This is a genomic window from uncultured Dokdonia sp. (assembly GCF_947496725.1).
Classification (GTDB): Bacteria; Bacteroidota; Bacteroidia; order Flavobacteriales; family Flavobacteriaceae; genus Dokdonia.
Map to the genome: position 1 here is coordinate 540,082 of NZ_CANMDS010000002.1, position 24,612 is coordinate 564,693.

At 39.3% G+C, this 24,612-nt stretch carries 23 protein-coding genes; 13 read left to right on the top strand and 10 right to left on the bottom strand.

Annotated elements, in window-relative coordinates; all coding sequences use genetic code 11:
• Positions 1 to 194: 194 nt before the first annotated feature.
• The 4 genes from gdhA to Q0948_RS06360 all read left to right on the top strand — a co-directional run bounded on the left by gdhA (position 195) and on the right by Q0948_RS06360 (position 7,140).
• Positions 195 to 1,538, top strand: coding sequence for an NADP-specific glutamate dehydrogenase (gene gdhA, locus Q0948_RS06345; RefSeq protein WP_035326496.1), 1,344 nt, complete (start codon positions 195 to 197; stop codon positions 1,536 to 1,538).
• 191 nt (positions 1,539 to 1,729) lie between these two features.
• Positions 1,730 to 4,009, top strand: coding sequence for a two-component regulator propeller domain-containing protein (locus Q0948_RS06350; RefSeq protein WP_298350011.1), 2,280 nt, complete (start codon positions 1,730 to 1,732; stop codon positions 4,007 to 4,009).
• On the top strand, positions 4,009 to 4,728 hold the full coding sequence (gene recO / locus Q0948_RS06355; protein ID WP_298350013.1) for a DNA repair protein RecO: 720 nt from the start codon (positions 4,009 to 4,011) through the stop codon (positions 4,726 to 4,728). Before Q0948_RS06350 ends, recO begins: the two co-directional genes overlap by 1 nt.
• Positions 4,729 to 7,140, top strand: coding sequence for a TonB-dependent receptor (locus Q0948_RS06360; protein WP_298350015.1), 2,412 nt, complete (start codon positions 4,729 to 4,731; stop codon positions 7,138 to 7,140). It abuts the gene before it with no gap.
• A 38-nt stretch (positions 7,141 to 7,178) separates the two neighbouring features.
• Here the strand turns inward: Q0948_RS06360 and rsmI are convergent, their stop codons facing one another.
• From rsmI to Q0948_RS06380, 4 genes are read right to left on the bottom strand one after another with little or no spacing between them, the layout of a single operon-like run.
• Complete coding sequence (gene rsmI / locus Q0948_RS06365; RefSeq protein WP_298350017.1) at positions 7,179 to 7,853, bottom strand: 16S rRNA (cytidine(1402)-2'-O)-methyltransferase; 675 nt, start codon at positions 7,851 to 7,853, stop codon at positions 7,179 to 7,181.
• A gap of 41 nt (positions 7,854 to 7,894) precedes the next feature.
• Positions 7,895 to 8,257: a DoxX family protein gene (locus Q0948_RS06370; RefSeq protein ID WP_298350019.1), complete on the bottom strand. Its 363-nt coding sequence runs from the start codon at positions 8,255 to 8,257 to the stop codon at positions 7,895 to 7,897.
• Complete coding sequence (locus Q0948_RS06375) at positions 8,254 to 8,610, bottom strand: hypothetical protein (RefSeq protein ID WP_298350021.1); 357 nt, start codon at positions 8,608 to 8,610, stop codon at positions 8,254 to 8,256. Before Q0948_RS06375 ends, Q0948_RS06370 begins: the two co-directional genes overlap by 4 nt.
• Before the next feature lie 16 nt (positions 8,611 to 8,626).
• Positions 8,627 to 9,463, bottom strand: coding sequence for a hypothetical protein (locus Q0948_RS06380; protein ID WP_298350023.1), 837 nt, complete (start codon positions 9,461 to 9,463; stop codon positions 8,627 to 8,629).
• 113 nt (positions 9,464 to 9,576) lie between these two features.
• On the opposite strand from Q0948_RS06380, the gene Q0948_RS06385 reads away from it, so the two are divergent.
• From Q0948_RS06385 to Q0948_RS06420, 8 genes are all read left to right on the top strand, one after another.
• Positions 9,577 to 10,233, top strand: a complete 657-nt coding sequence (locus Q0948_RS06385; RefSeq protein WP_038598409.1) for a thymidine kinase — start codon at positions 9,577 to 9,579, stop codon at positions 10,231 to 10,233.
• A complete protein-coding gene (gene alr, locus Q0948_RS06390; RefSeq protein WP_298350026.1) occupies positions 10,234 to 11,334 on the top strand; it encodes an alanine racemase in 1,101 nt (366 codons plus the stop codon).
• 88 nt (positions 11,335 to 11,422) lie between these two features.
• Positions 11,423 to 11,830 carry a large conductance mechanosensitive channel protein MscL gene (gene mscL, locus Q0948_RS06395; RefSeq protein WP_298350029.1) on the top strand — a complete coding sequence of 136 codons (408 nt, stop codon included), beginning with the start codon at positions 11,423 to 11,425 and terminating at the stop codon, positions 11,828 to 11,830.
• Positions 11,831 to 12,060: 230 nt separating this feature from the next.
• Complete coding sequence (locus Q0948_RS06400; protein ID WP_035335284.1) at positions 12,061 to 13,050, top strand: aspartate-semialdehyde dehydrogenase; 990 nt, start codon at positions 12,061 to 12,063, stop codon at positions 13,048 to 13,050.
• A gap of 81 nt (positions 13,051 to 13,131) precedes the next feature.
• Positions 13,132 to 13,764, top strand: a complete 633-nt coding sequence (locus Q0948_RS06405) for a CatA-like O-acetyltransferase (RefSeq protein WP_035335287.1) — start codon at positions 13,132 to 13,134, stop codon at positions 13,762 to 13,764.
• A 59-nt stretch (positions 13,765 to 13,823) separates the two neighbouring features.
• Positions 13,824 to 14,198: a DoxX family membrane protein gene (locus Q0948_RS06410; protein WP_052084213.1), complete on the top strand. Its 375-nt coding sequence runs from the start codon at positions 13,824 to 13,826 to the stop codon at positions 14,196 to 14,198.
• Positions 14,199 to 14,309: 111 nt separating this feature from the next.
• Positions 14,310 to 16,478, top strand: coding sequence for a prolyl oligopeptidase family serine peptidase (locus Q0948_RS06415; RefSeq protein ID WP_298350036.1), 2,169 nt, complete (start codon positions 14,310 to 14,312; stop codon positions 16,476 to 16,478).
• Between the two features lie 30 nt (positions 16,479 to 16,508).
• On the top strand, positions 16,509 to 17,507 hold the full coding sequence (locus Q0948_RS06420; protein ID WP_152023918.1) for an NAD(P)H-dependent glycerol-3-phosphate dehydrogenase: 999 nt from the start codon (positions 16,509 to 16,511) through the stop codon (positions 17,505 to 17,507).
• Between the two features lie 35 nt (positions 17,508 to 17,542).
• On the opposite strand, the gene Q0948_RS06425 is transcribed toward Q0948_RS06420, so the two are convergent.
• The 3 genes from Q0948_RS06425 to Q0948_RS06435 all read right to left on the bottom strand — a co-directional run bounded on the left by Q0948_RS06425 (position 17,543) and on the right by Q0948_RS06435 (position 19,524).
• A complete protein-coding gene (locus Q0948_RS06425) occupies positions 17,543 to 17,938 on the bottom strand; it encodes a hypothetical protein (protein ID WP_035335296.1) in 396 nt (131 codons plus the stop codon).
• A gap of 86 nt (positions 17,939 to 18,024) precedes the next feature.
• Positions 18,025 to 19,041: a phenylalanine--tRNA ligase subunit alpha gene (gene pheS / locus Q0948_RS06430; RefSeq protein WP_035326534.1), complete on the bottom strand. Its 1,017-nt coding sequence runs from the start codon at positions 19,039 to 19,041 to the stop codon at positions 18,025 to 18,027.
• A gap of 120 nt (positions 19,042 to 19,161) precedes the next feature.
• The gene (locus tag Q0948_RS06435) at positions 19,162 to 19,524 is read right to left on the bottom strand and encodes a hypothetical protein (RefSeq protein ID WP_035335302.1); all 363 of its coding nucleotides are present in this window, start codon (positions 19,522 to 19,524) and stop codon (positions 19,162 to 19,164) included.
• A 179-nt stretch (positions 19,525 to 19,703) separates the two neighbouring features.
• On the opposite strand from Q0948_RS06435, the gene Q0948_RS06440 reads away from it, so the two are divergent.
• The gene (locus tag Q0948_RS06440; RefSeq protein WP_035326543.1) at positions 19,704 to 20,258 is read left to right on the top strand and encodes a CvpA family protein; all 555 of its coding nucleotides are present in this window, start codon (positions 19,704 to 19,706) and stop codon (positions 20,256 to 20,258) included.
• A gap of 54 nt (positions 20,259 to 20,312) precedes the next feature.
• Here the strand turns inward: Q0948_RS06440 and Q0948_RS06445 are convergent, their stop codons facing one another.
• From Q0948_RS06445 to Q0948_RS06455, 3 genes are all read right to left on the bottom strand, one after another.
• Positions 20,313 to 22,190, bottom strand: a complete 1,878-nt coding sequence (locus tag Q0948_RS06445; RefSeq protein ID WP_298350046.1) for a SulP family inorganic anion transporter — start codon at positions 22,188 to 22,190, stop codon at positions 20,313 to 20,315.
• Positions 22,191 to 22,336: 146 nt separating this feature from the next.
• Positions 22,337 to 22,963: a carbonic anhydrase family protein gene (locus Q0948_RS06450; protein ID WP_298350048.1), complete on the bottom strand. Its 627-nt coding sequence runs from the start codon at positions 22,961 to 22,963 to the stop codon at positions 22,337 to 22,339.
• A gap of 44 nt (positions 22,964 to 23,007) precedes the next feature.
• Positions 23,008 to 24,585, bottom strand: a complete 1,578-nt coding sequence (locus Q0948_RS06455; RefSeq protein WP_298350050.1) for a SulP family inorganic anion transporter — start codon at positions 24,583 to 24,585, stop codon at positions 23,008 to 23,010.
• Positions 24,586 to 24,612: the final 27 nt, after the last annotated feature.

Sequence of the window (24,612 nt, forward strand, 5' to 3'; positions counted from 1 at the left end):
GTTGAGCAAATATATAAAAATATGTCAAACATCGAGTTTTTTTAGTTAAATTGATATTTGTAGTAAGTATAATCTTACAAGCGTATATATTTAATTACGATATTCTAAAAAAAATACGCTAAAAATCAAGGATAATGTATATTTGTAGCTCTAACAGAACAATGTTTAAAGCATTGTCATAATAGATACCTTTTATGTCAGACAGCATTAAAAAATTTGTCGATTATGTTGCTCAGAGCAACCCAAATGAACCAGAATTTATGCAGGCAGTCCACGAAGTGGCAGAAACTGTAATTCCTTTTATAGAAAAAAATCCAAAGTACCAGGGTAAGAAACTCTTAGAGCGTATGGTTGAGCCAGAGCGCACTATTATGTTTAGAGTGCCTTGGACAGATGACTCTGGAGAGATTCAAGTAAATAGAGGATATCGTGTAGAGTTTAACAGCGCTATAGGCCCGTATAAAGGAGGACTTCGTTTTCACCCTTCTGTAAACTTGAGTATCCTTAAGTTTTTAGGGTTTGAGCAAGTGTTTAAAAACAGCCTTACTACATTACCTATGGGTGGTGGTAAAGGAGGATCTGACTTTAACCCAAAAGGGAAGTCAGATGCAGAGGTAATGCGTTTTTGCCAGAGCTTTATGAGCGAGCTAGCTCGTCACATAGGCCCTAATACAGACGTACCTGCTGGAGATATAGGAGTAGGCGGTCGTGAGATAGGCTATATGTTTGGACAGTACAAAAGACTTCGTAATGAGTTTACAGGAGTACTTACAGGTAAAGGACTTACTTATGGAGGTTCTTTAATGCGTCCAGAAGCTACCGGTTATGGTGATGTATACTTTGCACAAAGTATGCTTAAGACTAAAGGTGAAACTTTTGAAGGTAAAGCAGTAGCAGTTTCTGGATCTGGAAACGTTGCTCAATATGCTACAGAGAAAGTTACTCAACTAGGTGGTAAAGTAGTGACTATGTCAGACTCTGGAGGTTACATTTATGATAAAGATGGTATAGATGCAGATAAGCTTGCGTTTATTATGGATCTTAAAAATGTAAAACGTGGTCGTATAAGCGAGTATGTAGATACATACACAAGCGCAGAGTACCACGAGGGACAAAGACCTTGGTCTACTAAGGTAGATGTTGCACTTCCTTGTGCTACACAAAATGAACTTAATGGAGATGAGGCAAAAACACTGGTAGATAACGGATGTATATGCGTTGCTGAAGGTGCAAATATGCCTTGTACGCCAGAAGCTATAGAAGTTTTCCATAATGCAAAAATTCTTTTCTCACCTGGAAAAGCATCAAACGCAGGAGGTGTTGCGACATCTGGACTAGAAATGTCTCAAAACAGTTTGCGTTTTAACTGGACTGCAGAAGAGGTAGATCAAAAACTTCACAAGATTATGCTAGACATACACGAAGCGTGTGTAGAGTACGGAAAAGATGAAGATGGTTATGTAGACTACGTAAAAGGAGCAAACGTTGCCGGATTTGTAAAGGTGGCAGATGCTATGCTAGCTCAAGGAGTGGTATAGTAAGTCACACACATAATATAATATTACAATCAGACAGCTCAGGCTGTCTGATTTTTTTATGGGTTGTATTACGCTTTCGCGAAAGCGTAATCAGAATACCTAACTATCTTATGCATTACCTCGCTCCATTTCTGTGCTCAAAGCAATAATTGTACATTTGATCGTTTTATACAAATAAACAGTTACCGGTAGTGAAGACGCGTTTTTTCTTATTGATTCTTCTCACATCATTTACAGTGATGTCGCAAGACTTTTCAGAAAACTGGACAGCACATTACTCATATAACCGAGTGTCTGATATGACCTCTGGTAATGATAGAGTATACGTGGCCTCAGAAAATGCTGTTTTTATATATTATACACTTGACGAGTCTATAGAGACTAGAACCACCGTAAATGGTCTTTCTGGTAATGTAATATCTGCTATTTATTATAGTGAAGGTTTTGACACACTCTTTATAGGGTATGAAAATGGTGTTATAGATGTTGTAGTGGGAAATAGCACAGATGTTCTTACTGTGGTAGATATTTTTAATAAACCTGCTATCCCACCAGACCGTAAGCGCATTAATCATTTTGAAGAGTATAATGGCTTTGTTTATATATCCTCTAGTTTTGGTATTTCCTTATTTGAGCTTAGTCAGTTAGAGTTTGACGATTCTTATTTTATAGGTGATGGCGGTGGCTTACTAGATATAGGTGGTGTAGCCATACAAGAGCCATACATCTATGCAGCATCTATAGACGGGGGTGTACGTAGAGCGCTTGTTGCAAATGATAATATTATAGATTTTAATAACTGGGAGACTATACGTACTGGATCTTACCAGGAGATTGTAAGTTTTAATGATGACCTTTACTTACAAGAAGACAACCAGATTATTATCTCTCAAAATGGAGTAGATTATAGCATTTTTGAATCATACCCCGAGACGGTAATAGACATTAGGCCTAATGAAGATTTCTTATCTGTAACATATAACGCTACCGTCTTGCTCTATGATGAAAATCAAAATCTAGCTCAAACCTATGGTGCGATAGAAGGTTTTACAACAAGATATACTACTACATTAACACTTCAAGGAGAAATCTTTGTTGGGACACTGGGTTCTGGTGTGGCGCGATTTTCTACTGATAATATTTCTGATGTAGCAAGGCTACTTCCTAATGGTCCGCTAGAAAATGAACATTTTGATGTAGCAGCAAGTGCTGGAAACGTGTGGTCTGTTTTTGGAGATTTTGATGTTTCGTACAATCCTTTCCCACTCAAAACACAGGGAATAAGTAGATATGAAGAGGGTTTGGGGTGGAGTTTTATAAACCCTGGAGATCTTTTTGGGGCGACAAATTTTGTGCACGTTGCTATAAACCCCTTAGACCCTACACAGCTGTATGCAAGTTCTTTTAATGGAGGTTTAGTTGAGGTGCTAGATGCAACGCCTAGTATTTTATATGATGAAAATAATAGTTCGTTATCTCCTGTTTCATCAACTATAGATGATGTACGTGTAAACGGAGGAGCGTTTGATGCTGAGGGTAATTTCTGGGTGACTAATGCAAGATCACCCCTAGGCTTGCATAAGGTAAGTCCAGCAGGACAATTTTCTTCTTTTAACACAGAGGAGATTCTAGCCGGAAGTGATGCAAATCTTGATGCCCTTGCAATAGGTCTTGATGGCGTTGTGTTTTTTGGGACAGATACCAGAGGTGTGATTGCTTATAATCCCGCTACTAATGAGTTTGCAAGAATTGCGGGAGAAGATGGAGCAGCAAATTTACCTATAGATGATATACGCTCGCTAGCAATAGATAGAAACGGGGCCTTATGGATTGGAACACGATTAGGTCTTAGAGTACTATTTGGCCCATCACAAATTTTTGAAAACCCACAGATAAGCGCAAATGCAATTATATTTTTAGAGGATGGTCTAGCTCAAGAATTGCTTAATGACCAAGTGATAACAGATATTATTGTAGATGGAGCAAATAATAAGTGGCTAGCCACTGCAGACTCTGGTGTGTTTTACGTGAGTCCTAATGGTCAAGAAACTATTTTTCACTTCACTACAGATAACTCACCACTGCCGTCTAACACGGTACAATCTATTGCGATAGATCCAGAGACGGGGAGTGTTTACTTTGGTACCGTAAGAGGTATGGTATCTTTTGATGGTACTTCTACCGCTCCTGCAGATAATCTGGAGAATGTACTTATATATCCTAACCCTGTGAGACCAGGCTTTAATGGTAACGTGCGTATAGAAGGACTTACCGCTCGTACTAATGTAAAAATTACAGACCTAGTAGGTAACCTCGTTTATGAAGAAAATACCACAGGTGGCAGCATAGAGTGGGATACAACAGCCTTTGGCCGTCATAAGGTGGCTTCTGGGGTATACTTATTACTCATTACCGGCCCTCCAGAAGAAATGCAAGAGACTACCATAGAAAAAGTAATGATCATACGATAATGCTAGTAAAAACAGAAGCTATCGTATTCTCTGCGCTCAAGTATGGTGAGGCAGATCTTATTGTAAAGGCTTTTACAAAAAGCAGCGGTGTCAAGTCGTACCTACTCAGAAACATTCTTAAATCTAAAAAAGGAAAGCTACGTGTAGCGATGTTTCAGCCGCTCACCCATCTTGAGATAGAAGCAAATCATAAAGACAAGGGGACCCTCGAGAGTATAAGAGAAGCAAAAGTCATCACTCATTATACGAGCCTGCACACGCAGGTGGCAAAGAGTGCTATCGTTTTCTTTATATCAGATATGCTGCGATCTTCTGTGCAAGAGGAAGAAGAAAATGCTTCGCTATTTGAGTTTCTGGTTGCCTCAAGCTTATGGCTAGATTTACATAGTGATATTGCAAATTTTCATCTACTATTTTTAGTGAAGTTAAGCGGTTATCTAGGCTTCTATCCAGATGATAGTGAGGCACATCAACTATATTTTAATTTGCTAGATGGTTATTTTGAGTCTTCAGAGCGCACCTTGTATAGTAGATCTGGAGAAGAAATTGAGTTGTTAAAAAGGTTCTTAGGCATAAATTTTGATGCACTTATACAAATCAAACTAAACCAAAAACAACGCACCTCCTTTCTCAATATACTGTTACAGTATTATGAGTTACATTTGCAAGGTTTTAAGAAACCTCGCTCACTAGCGGTGCTTAACTCAATTTTTAGCTAAATGCGCATACTTTTATCCCTATTTCTGCTGCTGTCTTTTACTTCTTACTCGCAGGTCATTACAGTACTAGATGTAGACACGCGTGAGCCTATAATAGGGGTTGCTATCTTTAATAATGACAAGAGTAAAAGTGCACTCACAGATTTTGATGGTAAGGCAGATGTGACCGCTTTCGCGAAAGCGGAAACCCTTTATTTTCAAGAAGTCGCACATAAGGACGCTCAGTATACAAAAGCACAAGTAGCAGCATTTTCTAACCGAATTTTTCTCAAACAAAAAGATAACCAGCTTACAGAAATTGTGCTATCTGCAAGCAAATTTGCACAAAGCCGAAAGAATGTACCTCAGAAAATAGTAGGCCTCACCTCAAAAGATATTATAAGGGCAAACCCGCAAACAGCGGCAGATTTACTAGAGACAAGTGGGTCTGTTTTTGTTCAAAAAAGTCAGCAGGGTGGAGGTAGTCCCCTCATACGAGGATTCTCTACAAATAGGCTACTCATCACATTAGACGGTGTGAGATTTAACACGGCAATATTTAGAGGAGGAAACGTGCAAAACGTGATATCTATTGATCCTTTTATTATAAACCGCACAGAAGTTTTATTAGGTCCAGGTTCGGTAATTTATGGTAGTGACGCTGTAGGTGGAGTGATGAATTTTTATACAAAACAGCCCAAACTATCTTTTTCAGACAGCCTTACGGTAACAGGTACAGCTGTAGCCAGAGTAAATACGGCCAATAATGAGAAGACTGGTCACTTTGATATCACACTGGGTAAAAGGCAGTGGTCTTTCCTCACAAGTGCTAGTTACTCAGATTATGATAACCAGCGACAAGGGAAGCACGGCCCAGATGATTACCTGCGTTCTGAATATGTACAGACTATAGATGGGGTAGATGTAGCTGTCACAAATGATGACCCACTTGTACAAGTAGGCTCTGCTTTTAACTCACTTAATCTAATGCAAAAAGTGAGATATACGCCTAATGAAAAGTGGGATTTTAACCTTGGGGTGATTTATGCTGCCACATCAGATTATGATCGTTATGATAGATTAACGAGAAAACGTGATGGCGAATTTAGATCGGCAGAGTGGTTTTATGGTCCACAAAAGTGGTTTATGACTAACCTCCAGGTTAATAAAGAAGGTAATGGTCAGTACTACGATAGAGTGATAGGTACCTTTACTTACCAGAATTCTAAAGAAAGTAGAAATGACCGGGATTTTAACGCGACAGACTTCTTTGAGACAGATGAGAGTGTAGATGCAATATCTGTAGGTTTAGATTTTGTTAAGAAGCTTAAGACTAAGAGAAACAAAATATTTTATGGCCTTGAGTATATACATAACAAAGTACACTCAGATGGTCAAGTAACAGACATTACTACGGGTGACATTACAAACACAGCGTCTAGATATCCAGATGGCTCTACCTGGCAATCGCTAGCAGCTTATGCCAGTGCACAAATAGAGCTTTCTGATAACACACATTTACAAACGGGATTACGTTATAATCATATCTTACTAGCAGCAGACTTTTCTGATAATAATGAGTTTTTTGCATTTCCTTTTCAAAACGCAGACTTGAGTACGGGTAATCTCACTGGAAGTTTTGGAGTGACTCACGAGGTGTCAAAAAAAGTAAGTGTTAAGGCAAATGTAGGTACAGCTTTTAGAGCACCTAATATAGATGACGTGGGTAAAATTTTTGATAGCGAGCCGGGTTCTGTTGTTGTGCCTAACCCTGATCTTAAATCTGAATATGCCTATAATGGAGAGCTGGGCGTGAGTCTTAATTTTTCTAACGTACTACAGTTTGATGTAAACGGGTATTATACACTGCTGGAGAACGCGCTGGTGCGCCGTGATTTTAATCTTAATGGTGTTACAGAGATAGAGTATCAAGGTGAGACAAGTAATGTGCAAGCTATTCAAAACGCGTCTAAGGCAGAGGTATATGGTGTAGAGATAGGTGCAAATGCAAACCTCACAAAGCATTTAAAGCTCACAAGCCAGTTTAATTACACGAGTGGAGTAGAGCAAGAAGAAGATGGGAGTTATGTGCCTTTTAGACACGTGGCACCACTCTTTGGAAATGGACATTTAATCTGGGCAAAAGATAAGTGGACACTTGATGCCTCTGTGGCATATAGCGGTAAGTTTGATTTTGATGAGCTTGCTCCTAGCCAGCAAAGTAACTCACACCTTTATGCACTAGACGGAGATGGTAATCCCTTCTCACCTAGCTGGTATGACTTGAGTATTGCGAGTAGATATGTACTTTCAGATAGTTGGTCTTTTACAGCAAATCTGGAGAATATTACAGACCAGCGATACCGTACGTATTCTTCTGGAATAGCTGCTGCGGGAAGAAATTTAATACTTGCAGCGACTTATAATTTTTAAGGTTACGCTTTCGTGAAAGCGTAAAAAAAACCATTTAACTACTTGCTTTTACCACCTACTATGATGACAATCTCACCCTTAGGAGGTTTGTTTGTATAATGTGCTAGCACCTCTGCTGCGTTACCTCTCACGGTTTCTTCGTGTAGTTTTGTAATCTCTCTAGATACTGAGACAGGTCTATCTTCTCCAAAATATTCTACAAAGTGGCCTAAGGTCTTTACTAGTTTGTGAGGCGACTCATAAATAATCATCGTGCGTGTCTCTTCTTTAAGTGCAAGAAAACGAGTCTGGCGACCTTTCTTTACAGGGAGAAAACCCTCAAAAACAAACTTATCGTTAGGGAAGCCACTATTTACAAGTGCAGGTACAAATGCCGTTGCGCCTGGTAAACAGTCTACCTCTATACCTGCCTCTACACAAGCACGCGTAAGTAAAAAACCAGGGTCAGAAATTGCTGGTGTACCTGCGTCACTTATACAAGCTATGGTCTCTCCGGCTGCAATGCGCTTTACGATAGCATCTACCGTTTTGTGCTCATTATGCATATGGTGACTCATCATCTGGGTGTCTATCTCATAGTACTTGAGTAGTTTGCCGCTAGTGCGTGTATCTTCTGCAAGAATAAGATCTGCCTCCTTAAGTATGCGTATAGCACGGAAGGTCATATCTTCAAGATTACCTATGGGTGTGGGTACGAGATAAAGTTTTGACATACCGCAAAGTTAGTGATTAATGATAGTTTGTGGCTGTAAAACTAGCGATACATAGGTCGTACCTCTCTACCAAAAAAATATGATGTAAGTACGAGAACCGTTGCGACAAGTGTGAGGGTAATATCTTGGTCTGCATTATAATGTGCCGCCGCAGCGAGTACAACATCTATAAAAATACCAGCATATGCCCACTCTGTAAGCCAGGGAATACCTCGCCAGAGTACCATCGCAACACCTGCAATTTTTAATATGGCTAGCGGTATAACAATGTATGTGGGGTAGTTTAAAGATTCAAAAAAACCCTCTACCATTGCCGTATTTCTAAAATACATTTGTGCAGAGTATAACATAATGGCACAAATACCTATGGTAGCAATCCAGTAAATGATACGTTGTGTTTTCATAAGTTGGTATTATTAAGGTTAGAATTGAATTTCAGTAACTGAGATTTAAGCTCTTTGCCTTCGTCGTAAGTAATTCTAAAAACTTTTAATGATTTTTTAAAAACACCACTTTGAGTCGTAACTATTATTTGCTCTTTTAGTCCATCATAACTTATGAAGTTTATGCTCTCAAAATCTTTTTTTAAAATTGTTTTATTAGAAATAATTAATTGTAAATGATTTTCTGAAACAATTATTCTGTCAGTTTTGGTCTTTCTTAATTTTAATATAAGAAACAGCAGAAAGTTATTATTGAAAATTGCATTTTCCACAAAAGTGGAGGCAGATTTTTTATTTAAAACAGTGATAGACAAAGCAGTCTTGAATAAATTACGCGTATCGACTTTCAACTACCTCCATAAACCGCTCCTCTTGTGCTTCTTTGCCTTCCCAGTTATTGTAGTCTGGCTTTACCATCTGTGTAATAAAGTTTCTCGCCTCGCTAGCAGAAGCAAATGTTTCTAGCTGGCTCAACACGCGGTTATAGTCAGACGTACTTCCGGCAAAGAGGTGTTTTATAAAAGAGAGTTTGTCATTAAGACCTATTTTAAGTCCTGTCTTTAAGCGATCATTAAGATTTTTAGGTTTTTCTTCTTCTTTGGGGGTCTCGGTAGTTGTTTCTTTTGGTTCAAATACAGGGGTTTGACCATACTCAGAGCCTATTGTAAAGCTATCATTTTTACCTACAGCAGGTTCTTGAGGGATGATGGAGTCTATCACCTTATCAATATCTGCCGCCTCTGGTGCCATCTCGGGCCACATATCTTTAATTTTTTCTATAACTGGCTCGTGTACCGGTTCTTCATCATTGTATTCTGTTCCATCAGGTCTGTGGTGATCTGTTGTTCCCTTTGCTTCTGCATAGCGTGCTTGATTTTCGGCAAGTATTTGCGCTGGAGTTTTTGCGGGCTCATTTTCTTCAGGTTGAGAAAACAGGTCTTGCTTTTTCGTATCATCCTGCTCTATAGTCTCAAGATTGTCTTCTACCTGTTTGAGACCTATAGTAGGCACACCCGTTTTTTCTAGCTTTTCTGCATAGGCTAGTACGGTTAATTTTTCGTGTAGTTCTCTAGAGGTAGCTGCCAGCTTAGCATAATCTGCTGTGTCGCGTAGTTGTAATATTTTGTGTGCTAGGCTTACAAGGTCTGCCTTGATGGATTTCTTCATAACTTTGAGATATGTGGAGTCGGTTTCGACGTAATTTTGATACATTTACCTACTCCTAATCAATGGGATTGTTAAAACGAAATTAAACTCGTTTTGGTGTAGAAAAGTACAAAATGTTTCTCGAAAATACAGTAAATCATAAAGAGCAATTTGGCTGGATAGAAGTCATTTGTGGGTCGATGTTCTCTGGTAAAACGGAAGAACTCATCCGTAGGCTCAAGCGCGCGCAGTTTGCAAAACAAAAAGTAGAAATCTTCAAACCTGCGGTAGACGTGCGCTATGATGAAGAAATGGTAGTCTCTCACGACTCAAATGAGATACGATCTACACCTGTACCAGCAGCAGCAAATATTCCTATTCTTGCAGATGATTGTGATGTGGTAGGTATAGATGAAGCACAGTTTTTTGACGATGAGATTGTAAAGGTTTGTAATGATCTTGCAAACCGAGGCATAAGAGTAATCGTTGCTGGACTTGATATGGATTTTAAAGGAAACCCCTTTGGGCCTATGCCTAACCTTATGGCAACAGCAGAGTATGTGACTAAGGTACACGCAGTTTGTACTCGCACAGGTAATCTAGCACAATACAGTTATAGAAAAGCACAGGGGCAAGATATTGTGATGCTGGGTGAGACAGAAGAGTATGAGCCGTTATCTAGAGCTGCATATTATAAGGCAATGCTGCGTGACCGTCTCCGTACGATGGATGTAGATCAACCAGAAGAGATAACACCTTCTTCAAAAGAGGCTCCTCAAGACCCTAGCTAGATGGCTATAACACGTTTAGAAATAGATCTCAGTGCATTAAGACACAACTACGCATATATGCGCAGTAAAGTAACGCCAGGTGTAAAAATGATGGCCGTGGTAAAGGCATTTGCATATGGTAGCGATGCACAAGTGATTGCTCAAGAGTTAGAAAAACTCAAAGTAGATTACTTTGCGGTGGCATACGTTTCAGAAGGTGTTGCGCTGAGAGATGCAGGAGTTACAACTCCTATTTTAGTACTGCACCCACAACCAGATAATTTTGAAACGCTGCTAGAGCGCTGTTTGGAGCCTAATATTTATAGCAGGAGAATGCTGGAAATGTTTTCCGCTTTCGCGAAAGCAAAAAAGCAAACCGCATATCCCATTCATCTTAAGTTTAATACAGGTCTTAATAGGTTAGGGTTTACAGCAGAAGATGTACCTTGGATTGTCAAAAACGTACTCAAATCCGAGCATCTAAAGGTGAAATCCTTATTCTCACACCTAGCGGCTAGTGAAGATCTTGATGAGCGCGACTTTACTTTACATCAAATTGCCCAGTTTGATGAAATAGCGCAAGAAATAAAGACCCAATTAGGTTATGCACCATTTATGCATATGACCAATACTTCTGGGATTATTAATTATCCCAGTGCTCACTATGATTGTGTGCGCACAGGTATAGGATTATACGGATATGGTAATGCACCAGAAGAGACGGCAAACTTAAAACCAGTTGCTCGTCTTAAGTCTGTAATCTCACAAAAACATATTATCAACCCAGGTGATAGTGTAGGTTATAACAGAGCCCTTGTGGCAAAAGAGAAGATGGTAACCGCTACAATACCTATAGGTCACGCAGATGGTATTTCTAGAGCCTACGGCAATGGCGTGGGTTACGTAACAATTGCGGGAGAGAAAGCTCCTTTTGTTGGGAACGTCTGTATGGATATGATTATGGTAAACGTTACAAACATTGCCTGTAAGGAGGGAGATGATGTAGAGATTTTTGGAACACAAACAGGTGCAGATGCTTTAGCTCAAGAAGTGCAGTCTATCTCTTACGAATTACTTACAATGGTTGGTCAGCGTGTAAAACGTGTCGTTCTCCGAGACTAGTGTTTTTAACATCAAAAAAATTAACGTTTCTTTAGGCTTTACTTTTTTTGCTTACCTTGCTTAAAAATTAACCTTAAAACAAACTAAAATGTTAAAAGAATTTAAGAATTTTATAATGACGGGTAACGTTGTTGAATTTGCTGTCGCAGTAATCTTAGCAGGAGCTATAGCACTTGTGATTAACGGATTTGTAGGAGATATAATGATGCCTATTATTGGTCACTTTGCAGGTGGTATTGACTTTGCAGATATGAAAGTGGTACTTGATGCAGCAGTTGTAGCAGCAGATGGAACGGTAACTTCACCAGAAAATGCAATTATGTATGGTAAGTGGATCAACGCAATCATAAACTTAATCATTGTAGGATTTGTATTATTTATGATGGTTAAAGCTTACAACAAAACTAAGAAGCCTGTTGTAGAAGAAGCTCCAGCAGATCCAGGACCATCTGAGATTGATTTATTAAAAGAGATCAGAGATTCTCTTAAGAAATAATTACTCGTAGCAACCGCTACACTATTATATTCTAACTTAAACCACCTTGTTTATCTAACAAGGTGGTTTTTTTATGCAATTAAAACAAAGTTTGATGTATTGTTATATATCTAACTAACTTTTAAGATTTCAACGGCTTATAAATCGTTAATGCGTGCTAACTTTGACGTTCTATAAAGTTTTCGCGAAAGCGAAGCTCATTTTTAAAACAACCTCTTTAAAACGATACTATGAAAGTAGCGGTAGTAGGAGCCACCGGGATGGTAGGCCAAGTGATGTTAAAAGTTCTTGCAGAACGTGATTTCCCAATTACAGAGTTAATACCTGTAGCCTCAGAGCGCTCTGTAGGTAAAAAGGTTACTTATAAAGACAAGGAGTACACGATTCACTCTATGGAAGATGCCATTGCAGCAAAGCCACAAATAGCAATCTTCTCTGCTGGAGGAAACACCTCAAAGGAGTTTGCTCCTAAGTTTGCAGAGGTAGGCACAACAGTAATAGATAACAGCTCTGCCTGGAGAATGGACCCTACAAAGAAGCTTGTAGTGCCAGAAATAAACGCAACCTCACTAACTAAAGAAGATAAGATTATTGCAAACCCTAATTGCTCTACCATACAGATGGTGCTAGCAATGTCTCCTTTACATAGAGAGTACGGTATTAAGAGATTAGTCATATCTACTTATCAATCTATTACTGGTACGGGAGTAAAAGCAGTAGAGCAACTAGAAAATGAATATGCGGGTGAAAAAGGTGAGATGGCATACCCATACCCTATACACCGCAACGCCATACCAGCGTGTGATGTTTTTGAAGAAAATGGATACACAAAGGAAGAACTTAAACTGGTAAACGAAACTCAAAAAATACTAGATGATCGCTCTATAGCTGTTACAGCTACCGCAGTACGTATTCCAGTAGTAGGAGGACATAGTGAATCTGTAAATGTAGAGCTGCGTGCGCCTTTTGAAGAGAAGGACATTCGTAAGGTTCTTAATGAAACTTCTGGAGTAACTGTACAAGACAACCCAGATACAAATACGTACCCTATGCCTATTTATGCAGAGGGTAAAAATGATGTTTTTGTAGGTCGTATACGTCGTGATTACTCACAAGAGAATACGGTAAATATGTGGATTGTGTCTGATAACCTTCGTAAGGGAGCAGCAACAAATGCAGTGCAAATAGGTGAGTACCTAGTAGCAAACGGACTAGTGTAAATCCAGCTTTAACATATCTTAGTGTATAAAAAGTCCCTCATCGCGAGGGACTTTTTATATTTGTGATAAATACCTCAAGCATTGAAAAAAATAGACATCACCACCTGGAAACGTAAGAAGCATTTTGAGTTTTTCTCACAATTTGAAGAGCCTTACTTTGGGATCACCTGGCAAGTAGATATGACACTTGCAAAGCAACGAGCAAAAGAGCAGGGTATCTCACTTTTTGTGTACTACCTGCATAAATCTCTTGAGGCGGCTATGGCTATAGAAAACTTTAGATACCGCATTAGACCTAATGGAGAGGTGGTCTTGCTAGATACTATAAGCGCGAGCGCTACGCTTATGAGAGACAATGAGACGTTTGGGTTTAGTTACATTCCTTACGATGCAGATATGACGGTTTTTACAAAATCTGTAGAGCGTGAGGTGGAGCGTGTAAAGGAGTCAGATGAGCTTTTTCCGCCTATTAATACAGATGATGTGATGCATTGCTCTGCCATACCTTGGATGGATTTTACAGCAATCACACATTCAAGACTCTTTAAAGCAAAAGACAGTGTTCCAAAAATTTCTTACGGCCAGATTACTCAGAAGGAGCCAGGAGTTTACACTATGCCTGTTGCCTTGTACGTACACCACGGTCTTATAGATGGTTTGCATCTCTCTAGGTATAAGATCAAATTTCAAGAGCTGCTAGACGGTAAAGAGTAGGTCTTGTAATTAAGTGCTGCTCACTTCGTCTAAGGTTAGGAACAATAAAACCAACCATAATGAAATTAGCACACACAATTATAAGAATAGGCCTAGGACTTATGTTACTTGTCTTTGGTCTCAATAAATTTTTCTGGTTTATGCCAGATTTTGAATTTGGTGATAACGTAGGCGCAGCAAATCTTTTTCAGGCATTTACAGATAGTGGTTATATGTGGCCACTTGTGGGAGGACTTGAGGCGATTATCGGAGTACTATTTATTACTAAAAAAGCATTTCCTGCGGCATTACTAGCACTTATACCTATTTCGGTAAATATTGTGCTCTTTCACGCAGTGCTTGATCCGCCTAATATTGCGCCAGCTTTACTAGTTGCTATCCTCAATGGTTACTTCATTTATCGCAACTGGTCTTATTACAAGGATTTAGTGTAGGTCGTGCGCACCATAACATATTTATACCCACTTATTTGAGTGGGTTTTTTTATGCTTTCGCGAAAGCGTAATAACTCGTATCTTGAATCTCCATTCAAACACCCACACGTTATGAAAAAACTAGTTCTATTTGCACTGGCTACAACCGCAATAATAAGCTGTAATCAAGACGCCGAAAAACAATCAACATCGATGGCTGTAACTTATACTGAAACAAAAAAAGTAGATACGGTAGACACCTATTTTGGCACAGAAGTGCAAGATCCTTATCGCTGGCTAGAAGACGATCGCAGTGAGGAAACAATGGACTGGGTAAAGCGTGAAAACAACACTACGCAAGACTACCTCAAGAATATTCCTTTTAGAGCAGAGCTTAAAGATAGACTCGCTACTTTATGGAACTATGAGAAAGTAGGTTCACCTTTTAAAGAAGGTGATTATACGTACTTCTATAAAAACGACGGACTCCAAAATCAATATGTAATTTACCGCTACAAAACAGGTGAAGATCCTAGTACAGCTACGGTATTTCTAGATCCAAACACCTTTGCCGAAGATGGTACTATTTCCTTAGGAGGAGCAAGCTTCTCTGAAGATGGATCTATTCTTGCTTATGCCATTTCTGAGGGAGGAAGTGACTGGCGCAAGATTCTGGTAATGGATACTGAGAAAAAAGAAATTGTAGAAGATACCCTAGTAGATGTAAAATTCTCAGGAATGTCTTGGTATAAAAATGAAGGTTTTTATTACTCTAGTTATGATAAGCCTAAGGGCAGCGAACTATCGGCAAAAACAGATCAGCATAAATTATACTATCATAAATTAGGTACAGCACAGTCTACAGATAAGCTCATCTTTGGCGGGACAGCTGCAGAGAAACACCGTTATGTAGGTGGAAGTGTGACAAAGGATAACCGCTACCTGCTTGTGAGCGCTCGTAGCTCTACCTCTGGAGGAAAGTTATTTATGAAAGATCTTACTAAGTCAGGTAGTGACTTTGTAATCATACTTGGTCACGAAGATTCTGATAGCTACGTGATGGAAAACGTAGGAAGCAAGCTTTTTATAGCAACTAATCTTGATGCGCCCAATATGCGTGTTGTAACGGTAGAAGCATCTAACCCTACACCAGAAAACTGGGTAGATTTTATACCAGAAACAGAAAATGTATTGAGCCCAAGTACTGGAGGAGGATCATTTTTTGCACGTTATATGGTAGATGCAGTTTCAAAGGTAAAACAGTATGACTACAGCGGTAAGCTAGTGCGCGATGTAGAATTACCAGGAGTAGGAAGCGTAGGAGGTTTTGGCGCAGAAAAAGACGAAAAAGAATTGTACTATAGTTTTTCAAACTATAAAACGCCAGGGAGCATTTATAAATACGACATCGCATCTGGTACCTCAGAATTATTTATCAAGCCAGATATAGATTTTGACCCAGAAGCTTACGAGAGCAAGCAGGTGTTTTATAACTCAAAAGATGGTACTAAAGTGCCTATGATTATCACATATAAAAAGGGAACTGAGCTCAATGGCAAGAACCCTACTATTTTATATGCTTACGGAGGTTTTAATGTAAGTCTTACACCTAGCTTTAGCATTGCAAATGCTGTGTGGATGGAGCAAGGTGGAGTGTATGCAGTGCCTAACTTAAGAGGTGGTGGTGAATATGGTAAAAAATGGCACGATGCAGGAACTAAAATGCAAAAGCAAAATGTCTTTGATGATTTTATTGCAGCCGCAGAGTATCTTATTGATAACAAATACACCTCAAAAAAGTACTTAGCAATACGCGGTGGTTCTAACGGAGGTTTACTTGTAGGAGCAACAATGACACAACGTCCAGATCTTATGCAAGTAGCATTACCAGCAGTAGGTGTAATGGATATGTTACGTTACCACACCTTTACAGCAGGTGCAGGATGGGCATATGATTATGGTACAGCAGAGGATAGTAAAGAAATGTTTGAATATCTTAAAGGGTATTCTCCAGTACACAATGTAAAAGCGGGAACGTCATACCCTGCAACAATGGTTACTACGGGAGATCACGATGATCGTGTAGTACCTGCTCACTCATTTAAATTTGCTGCAGAGCTTCAAGAAAAGCAAGCAGGAGATGCCCCAGTACTTATACGTATTGAGACAGACGCTGGTCACGGTGCTGGTACGCCAGTAGCAAAAACTATTGAGCAGTATGCAGATATCTTTGGGTTCACATTATATAATATGGGCTACGAGGTACTACCAGAAAAGGTAGGCAACGTGATGAAAAAGTAACTAGCATAATTAAGACATAAAATACAGATGATGAGTAAACCCACATTTGGAGTTATAGGAGGAGGAAGCTGGGCGACCGCTATTGTAAAAATGCTATGTGAAAACCTAGAGACTGTAGGCTGGTATATGCGCAGTAACTACGCACTTGAGCACATCAAACGCGAAGAGCATAACCCAAGTTACCTAAGCTCTGTAGAGTTTAAGCCAGAACAACTTAAGTTAAGTAATGATATAAACGAGATTGTTGCTTATGCAGATGTAGTCATCTTTGCAGTGCCATCTGCTTTTATAGGCGGTGAGCTAGCAAAGCTCACGGCTTCTTTAGAAAATAAACTCATTATTTCTGCTATAAAAGGTATAATGCCAGAGAGTGGTAAGCTGGTGGGTGATCACTTTCACAATGTATATAACATACCTTTTGAAAATATAGGCGTTATTGCTGGCCCTTGTCACGCAGAGGAGGTGGCGCTTGAGCGCTTGTCATATCTTACAATAGCTTGTGCAGATAAAGAAAATGCAAAGCTGGTGGCAAAAAACCTATCTAGTGATTATATAAAATGTACCACTAGTGATGACATTATCGGGATTGAGTATGCTGCTACGCTCAAAAATATTTATGCCATCGCGGCTGGTATTGCACACGGATTAGGCTACGGAGATAACTTTCAAGCGTTGTTAATGAGTAACGCTATACGTGAGATTAAACGTTATGTAAAACGTGCTCATAAGATGAAGAGAGACATTAATGGCTCTGCTTATTTAGGAGATTTATTAGTGACGGGTTATTCTGTCTTTAGCCGTAACAGAATGTTCGGTAATATGATAGGGAAGGGCTACACGGTAAAAAGCGCACAGATGGAAATGTCTATGATAGCCGAAGGCTATTATGCAGCAAAAAGTGCTTTAGAACTTAATGAGTCTCGCGAAAAACAAGCTAAAATTCCAATTATCGAGGCCGTGCATTGTATTCTCTATAAAGGAAAAGACCCTAAGAAGGTATTTAAAAAGCTTACAGAGAAGCTTAATTAAGTTGTGGTGTTACGCTTTCGCGAAAGCATAAAAAGTTACACTGCTAGTACACCATCTTTATCCATTACAGGAAGCGCTACGGCGCTTTCTGCTTTTATGGTATGTGCAGGAAACTCAAAACGCTTCTCATACATCTTGTTATCTAGAAAATATGTAACCGAATAGAAGTTATCAAGCTTAAAGATATCTTCTTGCATAAACTCAATCTTTGCAAACCCCTTTGCTGGTAGCACTTTTATGGTGTGACGCGTGTGCGTGGTCATTTGCTTATCATTATAGCCTTGTACGGTAAGAAGTACCATCTCGAGTGGTGCTAGGCCATCGTTTATGATATATGCATTCCAGTCTAGTGTTTTAAACTCCTCGTGCATTTCTTGCACAGCAGCGATATAAACGTCTTTTACTTCTGGTATGATAATGTCTTTGCGCATAGCTCTAATCTGGTCAAGCGCAGTAAAGACCTATTTAATAAAGAAATGATGTTTCCCACGACTGCGCTCGAGGGGATAGTATGACTTTAAAAAGCAGATTTAAACTGCTCTAAGAAACGAGCATCGTTCTCACTAAGCATTCTAATGTCTGAGATCTGGTGTAATAATAGTGCAATACGATCTATACCCATACCAAATGCGAAGCCACTGTACTCTTTTGAATCAATACCACAGTTTTCAAGTACATTAGGATCTACCATACCACAGCCCATAATCTCAAGCCATCCGGTTCCTTTTGTCATTTTGTAATCTGTTTCTGTCTCAAGACCCCAGTATACGTCTACCTCTGCACTAGGCTCTGTAAATGGGAAGTATGATGGACGTAAACGTATTTTACTTTTTCCAAACATCTCTGTAGTGAAGTACTGCAGTGTTTGTTTAAGATCTGCAAATGATACGTCTTTATCTATGTATAATCCTTCTACCTGGTGAAAGAAACAGTGTGAACGACCACTTATAGCCTCGTTACGATATACACGACCTGGAGAGATTGTACGTATAGGTGGTTTGTTATTTTCCATATATCTCACCTGTACAGATGAGGTATGCGTGCGTAATAATACGTCTGGATCTGTTTGAATAAAGAAGGTATCCTGCATATCACGTGCTGGGTGATACTCAGGAAGATTTAAGGCAGTAAAGTTATGCCAGTCATCTTCTATTTCTGGACCTTCAGAAACGTTGAAACCTATGCGAGAAAAAATATCAATAATTTGATTTTTTACAATAGAGATAGGGTGGCGTGCTCCTATTTCAATAGGTTCACCTGGACGTGATAAATCTCCGGTAGCCGTTTCTTCTTCGGCGCCTTCTAGCTTTTCTTTAAGCTCGTTTACTTTTTCAAGAGCACTCGCTTTAAGGGTGTTAATTACCTGTCCATACTCGCGCTTCATCTCATTAGGCACATTGCGAAAATCTGCCATAAAATCATTAACGAGCCCTTTCTTTCCAGAATACTTAATTCTGAACGCCTCTACCTCTTCTAAAGTTTGGGCATTAAAGGCCTTTACTTTTTCAATGTGTTCTTTGATTTTATCTAACATAACGGATGATTTTACCCTCTAAAAGGAAAGCGCAAATTTAAGAATAAAATTGGGGTGTAGCCTTAAAAAGAGCGTGCGAAAATAAACACCCACAAAATCTGAGTTTGCTATTAGTAAGATTTAAGAAATAAGTCCTTTTTCTAAAAAGTACTGCACGATGGCATCTTTCATAAGTATTTGTTGCTCACCAGCTTTAAGTGGTGGTAAGGCTTCTAGTACTTTGTAATGCGGCCATCCATCTGGATCATCATAATCGTACTGGTAGTACCCAAAAGGTTCTAGTAAACGGCATATGGCTATATGCATCAAGTTCATCTTTTCATCCTTCTTAAAGGTTTTATCTAGTTGCCCTAGCTCTTGTATACCTATGAGGTATATAATGCTGTCTAGATCCATCGCTCCCGTATCTCCCTCTGCAAAGCGGTCGGCTAGTTTTTGTACTACCGCTTCATATCTCTCTTTAAGTTGCTCGTCTCTTGCCATAAATGTGCATCATCGGGAGTTTAGTCCCGCAGTTGTGATCCTATTTTATTACGAAAATAATGATGGGTCTTACAAGTTAAGATATCCATCAAGTGTAAGATAACAAAGATACAATGCGTAGGTGAGCTACTTGCACAATATCAAAATTCATTAATCTGTAAAAAACTTATCTTAGCCATATGAACACAATAGACATCGTTTTTGGGATCATTTTGATTCTAGGTTTAGTACAAGGGATACGTAAAGGCTTTTTTGTAGAACTTGCCTCACTGGTAGGTCTTATTGCAGGTATTTATGGAGCCATACATTTCTCATATTATGTGGCAGACTGGCTTGTTGAGAAAACGGCGTGGGGAGAGCAAATTATAAAGCTTACCTCATTTGCAATAACATTTGTAATTATTGTTTTAGTGGTATCGCTCGCAGGAAAGTTGCTTACTAAAGTTGCAAATTTTGCAATGCTAGGTATTGTAAACAAGCTGCTAGGCGCTGCATTTGCTGTTATAAAATTTGCCTTTTTACTAAGTGTGGTTCTTATGTTTATAGATGCAGCAGACCGCCAGATAAGTCTCATAGGTGATGATAATAAAGAAGAGTCTATTTTATATCCTATCGTACAGCCACTTGCTCCTGCATTACTTCCGGCAATTATAAAAACTGCCAAAGATGAGGATATTTATAACCCAGATAAAGAAAAAGAGCCGACTGAAACAGACGACTCTTCTAGTATTTAGTAATGTTGATAGTTACGCTTTCGCGAAAGCGTAATTACACCCCACATCATCTATTTAATATCTGTCTTTTACCTGAGTGTTAAGAGAATTGATGCACTCTTCAAAAGTGTCATAAACCTCTGTTTCTGGTATTAACTCAGGGATGATTTTAATACGTTCTAGCATATACTTAGGCTGTTTTCTAAGGCCTACAATATGCACATTAATTCCGCCTTGGTTAAGTTGGAGAATCGTGTCTTCTATCGCATATACACCAGACTGATCTACATAAGGAACACGCCCCATACGCAAGATAACATCTGATGCTGTTGCAGGTATTTGCTTAGTAAGTGCAGAAAAGTCACTCGTATACCCAAAGAATAACGGCCCACGAAGGTGCTTTATAAATACCTCCTCCTTGAGATGATCTGGAAAAATAAGTTCGTCACTCCATAATACTTTATTCTTTTCGGCGGCGCGTAGGTCAAAAACTTTAGACTGTCTAGCGGTAAAGTCACCCATCTTCTTCATAAACATAAGACACGATAACACAAGACCAATTCCTACTGCAGCCACTAGGTCCCACACTACAGATAGCACAAGAACCACAAGCATTATAATCACCTCAGAACTTAGTTTAATAGGTCCCATCTTTAAATCCTTAGGAAGGTTAGGGATGGCTTTAAGACCTTTGTAATCCATCACTCCTATACCTACGGTAATAAGTATACCTGCAAGTACTGCTGCTGGTATTTGTGAAGCGATAGGGCCTAGGGCTAGGAGTATAAAAAGGAGTAATACACCAGCAATCATTCCTGATAACTTGGTTTTACCACCAGAGTTAATATTTACTACCGTCCTTATGGTTGCACCTGCTCCAGGAATCCCGCCAAAGAAGGAAGCGATGGTATTTCCTATACCTTGACCTATAAGTTCTTTGTTAGGCTTATGTCTAGTCTTCGTCATATTATCTGCTACAACAGAGGTAAGCAGCGAATCTATTGCTCCAAGAAACGAAAGCGACAGTGCCGTGAGTATATATGGAGATATGATGCTAAACTTAAAATCGGTAATGATAGAAAGCTTAGGTACGGGAAACCCACTTGGGATTTCTTGAATTGCTCGGTATTCAAAAGGTGCAACATATGCTACTCCAGACACTACGAGCAGAGCGACAAGCGTACTAGGTACAACGGTTGTTATGCGTTTAAAACCGTAAATAATAAAAATCGTGGCAAGCGCTAGCGCAAGCTCTATCCAGTTTATGTTTTGCAAGGCGCGTCCCATTACTTTAAAAGTACCTACCACCCCAGAAGAAGATGCTTTTGCAAGAGTTACGGCCTCCTTGTAAATGTCGGTATCGTCTGTAAGTTTTGCTCTGCGTATGGTTTCTTCAAAGTTTTCTAAAACCAAAAGACCTTCACCTGCTTCGTCTTGTAAAATCTTATCGAGCACAATTTCTTGCGCCTGTGGTTTAAAACTATCTACATAACTTTCATCTTGATTAGGATAATACCCGACAGCTGGTAAAAGTTGCGTGATAAGAATCATCACACCTATAGCGGTCATAAATCCAGATACAACAGGGTAGGGGATGTATTTTATGTATTTACCTATGCCCATTACTCCCAGTACAATCTGGAAGAGACCTGCAAGTAAAAATACGGTGAGTATAGCCGGTAGTGCCTTATCTACATCGCCATCAAAAGTTGCAATAATACCCGCGATAACCACCATACTCACTGCGGTCATAGGAGCAGTAGGTCCCGAGATTTGAGTAGGAGTTCCTCCAAAAAGTGCAGCAAAAAATGCTATAAAAATAGCACCATATAATCCGGCACTTGGTCCAAGACCAGAAGACACACCAAAGGCGAGTGCTAGTGGTAAGGCTACAATACCTGCTGTAATTCCTCCAAAGGCATCGCCTTTAAGGTGTTTAAAGAAGTTTTTCATAATGGTTAGGTTGGTGTCAAAATAGAAAGTTAATTCTTTGCATAAAAATAGGGTGGCTTCTTAACGGAACCACCCTACTAATTTAACATTTTAGTTTGTATGAAGCGTATACTGTTATTAGTTACGCTTTCGCGAAAGCGGTTTTACTATACAAATGTTACTTCGCCGTTTGAGATGTCATAAACGCCTCCTACTATCTTGATGTCACCGTCATTTTCCATTTCGGTAAGAAGTGGGCTATCTGCGCGCATCTTTTCAATCGTTAAGTGTACATTTTTTGTAACCACATCGTTTACAAATGTCTTATTTGCACTAGTGCGGTCTGCAGCATCTTTAGGCTCCTCTACTGCGTGTACAGCTGGACGTATTTTTGATAATAATGCGGTGATGTTACCTAGTTGTACATCGTCACAAGCGCCTTTTACAGCACCACACATAGTATGACCTAATACGACTACGAGTTTTGACCCAGCAACTTTACATCCGTACTCAATACTACCTAGTACATCTTCGTTTACGATGTTACCCGCTACACGTGCGCTAAAGATATCACCTATACCTTGATCAAAAACAAGCTCTGCAGGTACGCGAGAGTCTATACAGCTTAGTACTACAGAGTGTGGCCATTGTCCACCAGTAGTATCTTTTACTTGATCTAGTAGGTTTCTATCTGCTGCTTTTGCAGCAACAAATCTTTTATTTCCTTCTTTTAAAATATCTAATGCACCTTGAGGTGTCGTAGCGTCTTGTATAGCTTTATTAAATGTTTTCATAATAGTATGTTGTATATCACAAAAATGTGATCATTAATATTTTGTTATGCTGTTTTAGGTCTTAGTTTAAAAAACTCAATATAACTAGGTGGGTTCTCTACGATACCACGTTCTGAGATAAGCTTGATATTGATGTTTCGGCTCTTTGCTTTAAGAGCAAAATCTTCTAGTATCTCTATAATATCGTTATCTAAGAATCTTGTTTTACGTACATCTAGTTCAAGGTAAGAGTTTTCTGGAAGGTTGTCAAGTTCCTTTAAGATGGCTCCTTTGTTAAAGAAAGTAACCTCCTCGGCAAGGGTCATTTTCATTTTTTGAGTACCGTTACTTATATCTTCTTTGTTTAAGAAGTGCGAGTTCTTGTAACTCTTGTAAAGTACTACTACGATACCTACGGCAAGACCAAGTCCTATACCCCATAAAAGATCGATAAAGAAGATACCTACTACGGTCACAATAAACGGTACAAATTGTTTCCATCCTGCTTTCCACATTGCTTTAAAAGTAGCTGGTTTTGCAAGTTTATACCCTACAATAAGTAATATAGCCGCAAGTACAGAAAGAGGTATTTTGTTAAGTAAGGTAGGGATTAGAATCACAGAGATTAACAATAAAAAACCGTGTATAATAGCTGCCATCTTTGTCTTACCACCAGACTGTATGTTTGCAGACGATCTTACGATTACTTGTGTTACTGGTAGTCCTCCTATCATACCAGATAAAATGTTACCTGTACCTTGAGCAAGAAGCTCTCTGTTAGTAGGTGTTACTCTTTTTTCTGGATCTAGTTTATCTGTTGCTTCTACACATAGAAGTGTCTCAAGACTCGCAACAAGTGCTATAGTAAATGCTGTTACCCATATAGCTGGGTTTGTAATTGCGCCAAAGTTTGGAAAAGCAAATTGCCCTATAAAGCTGTCTACACTATCTGGTACAGGTACACTCACTAAGTGCTCTGCACTAATGGCATAATCTGTTCCCATTGTGCTTACATAATAGATGATTCCAACGGCTACGGCAACAAGAGGTCCTTGTACTAGCTGGAAAAACTTTCCTTTTTTAGAAAGCACGTTGCTCCATAAAATAAGAATAGCGAGCGCAATAACTCCTATAAGTGTAGCTCCTATACTTATAGAGCCTGCGATGTTTCCTAGTTCAGATAAGGTGTTTTCTCCATCCATTTGCGAGAAAGCAAAGTCTCCCTCAGGATCTGCATCATACCCAAAAAAGTGAGGAATTTGCTTGAAAATAATAATAATACCTATACCCGTAAGCATTCCCTTAATTACAGAAGACGGAAAGTAATAGCCGATAATTCCTGCTTTTAAGAATCCAAAAACAAGCTGTATTACACCTCCTAATACTACGGCTACCAAGAAGTTTTCATAACCTCCTAGAGCGCCAATAGCAGTAAGTACAATGGCAGCCAGCCCTGCTGCAGGACCACTTACACCTATTTGAGAGCCACTCAAGGCTCCTACTACAATACCTCCTATAATACCGGCTATAAGACCAGAAAATAGTGGTGCGCCACTGGCAAGTGCAATACCAAGACATAGTGGTAAAGCAACAAAAAATACAACGACACTAGCGGGTAAGTCGTTTTTTAAATATTTGAACATAATTAATAAGATAATACCCCTCCATAG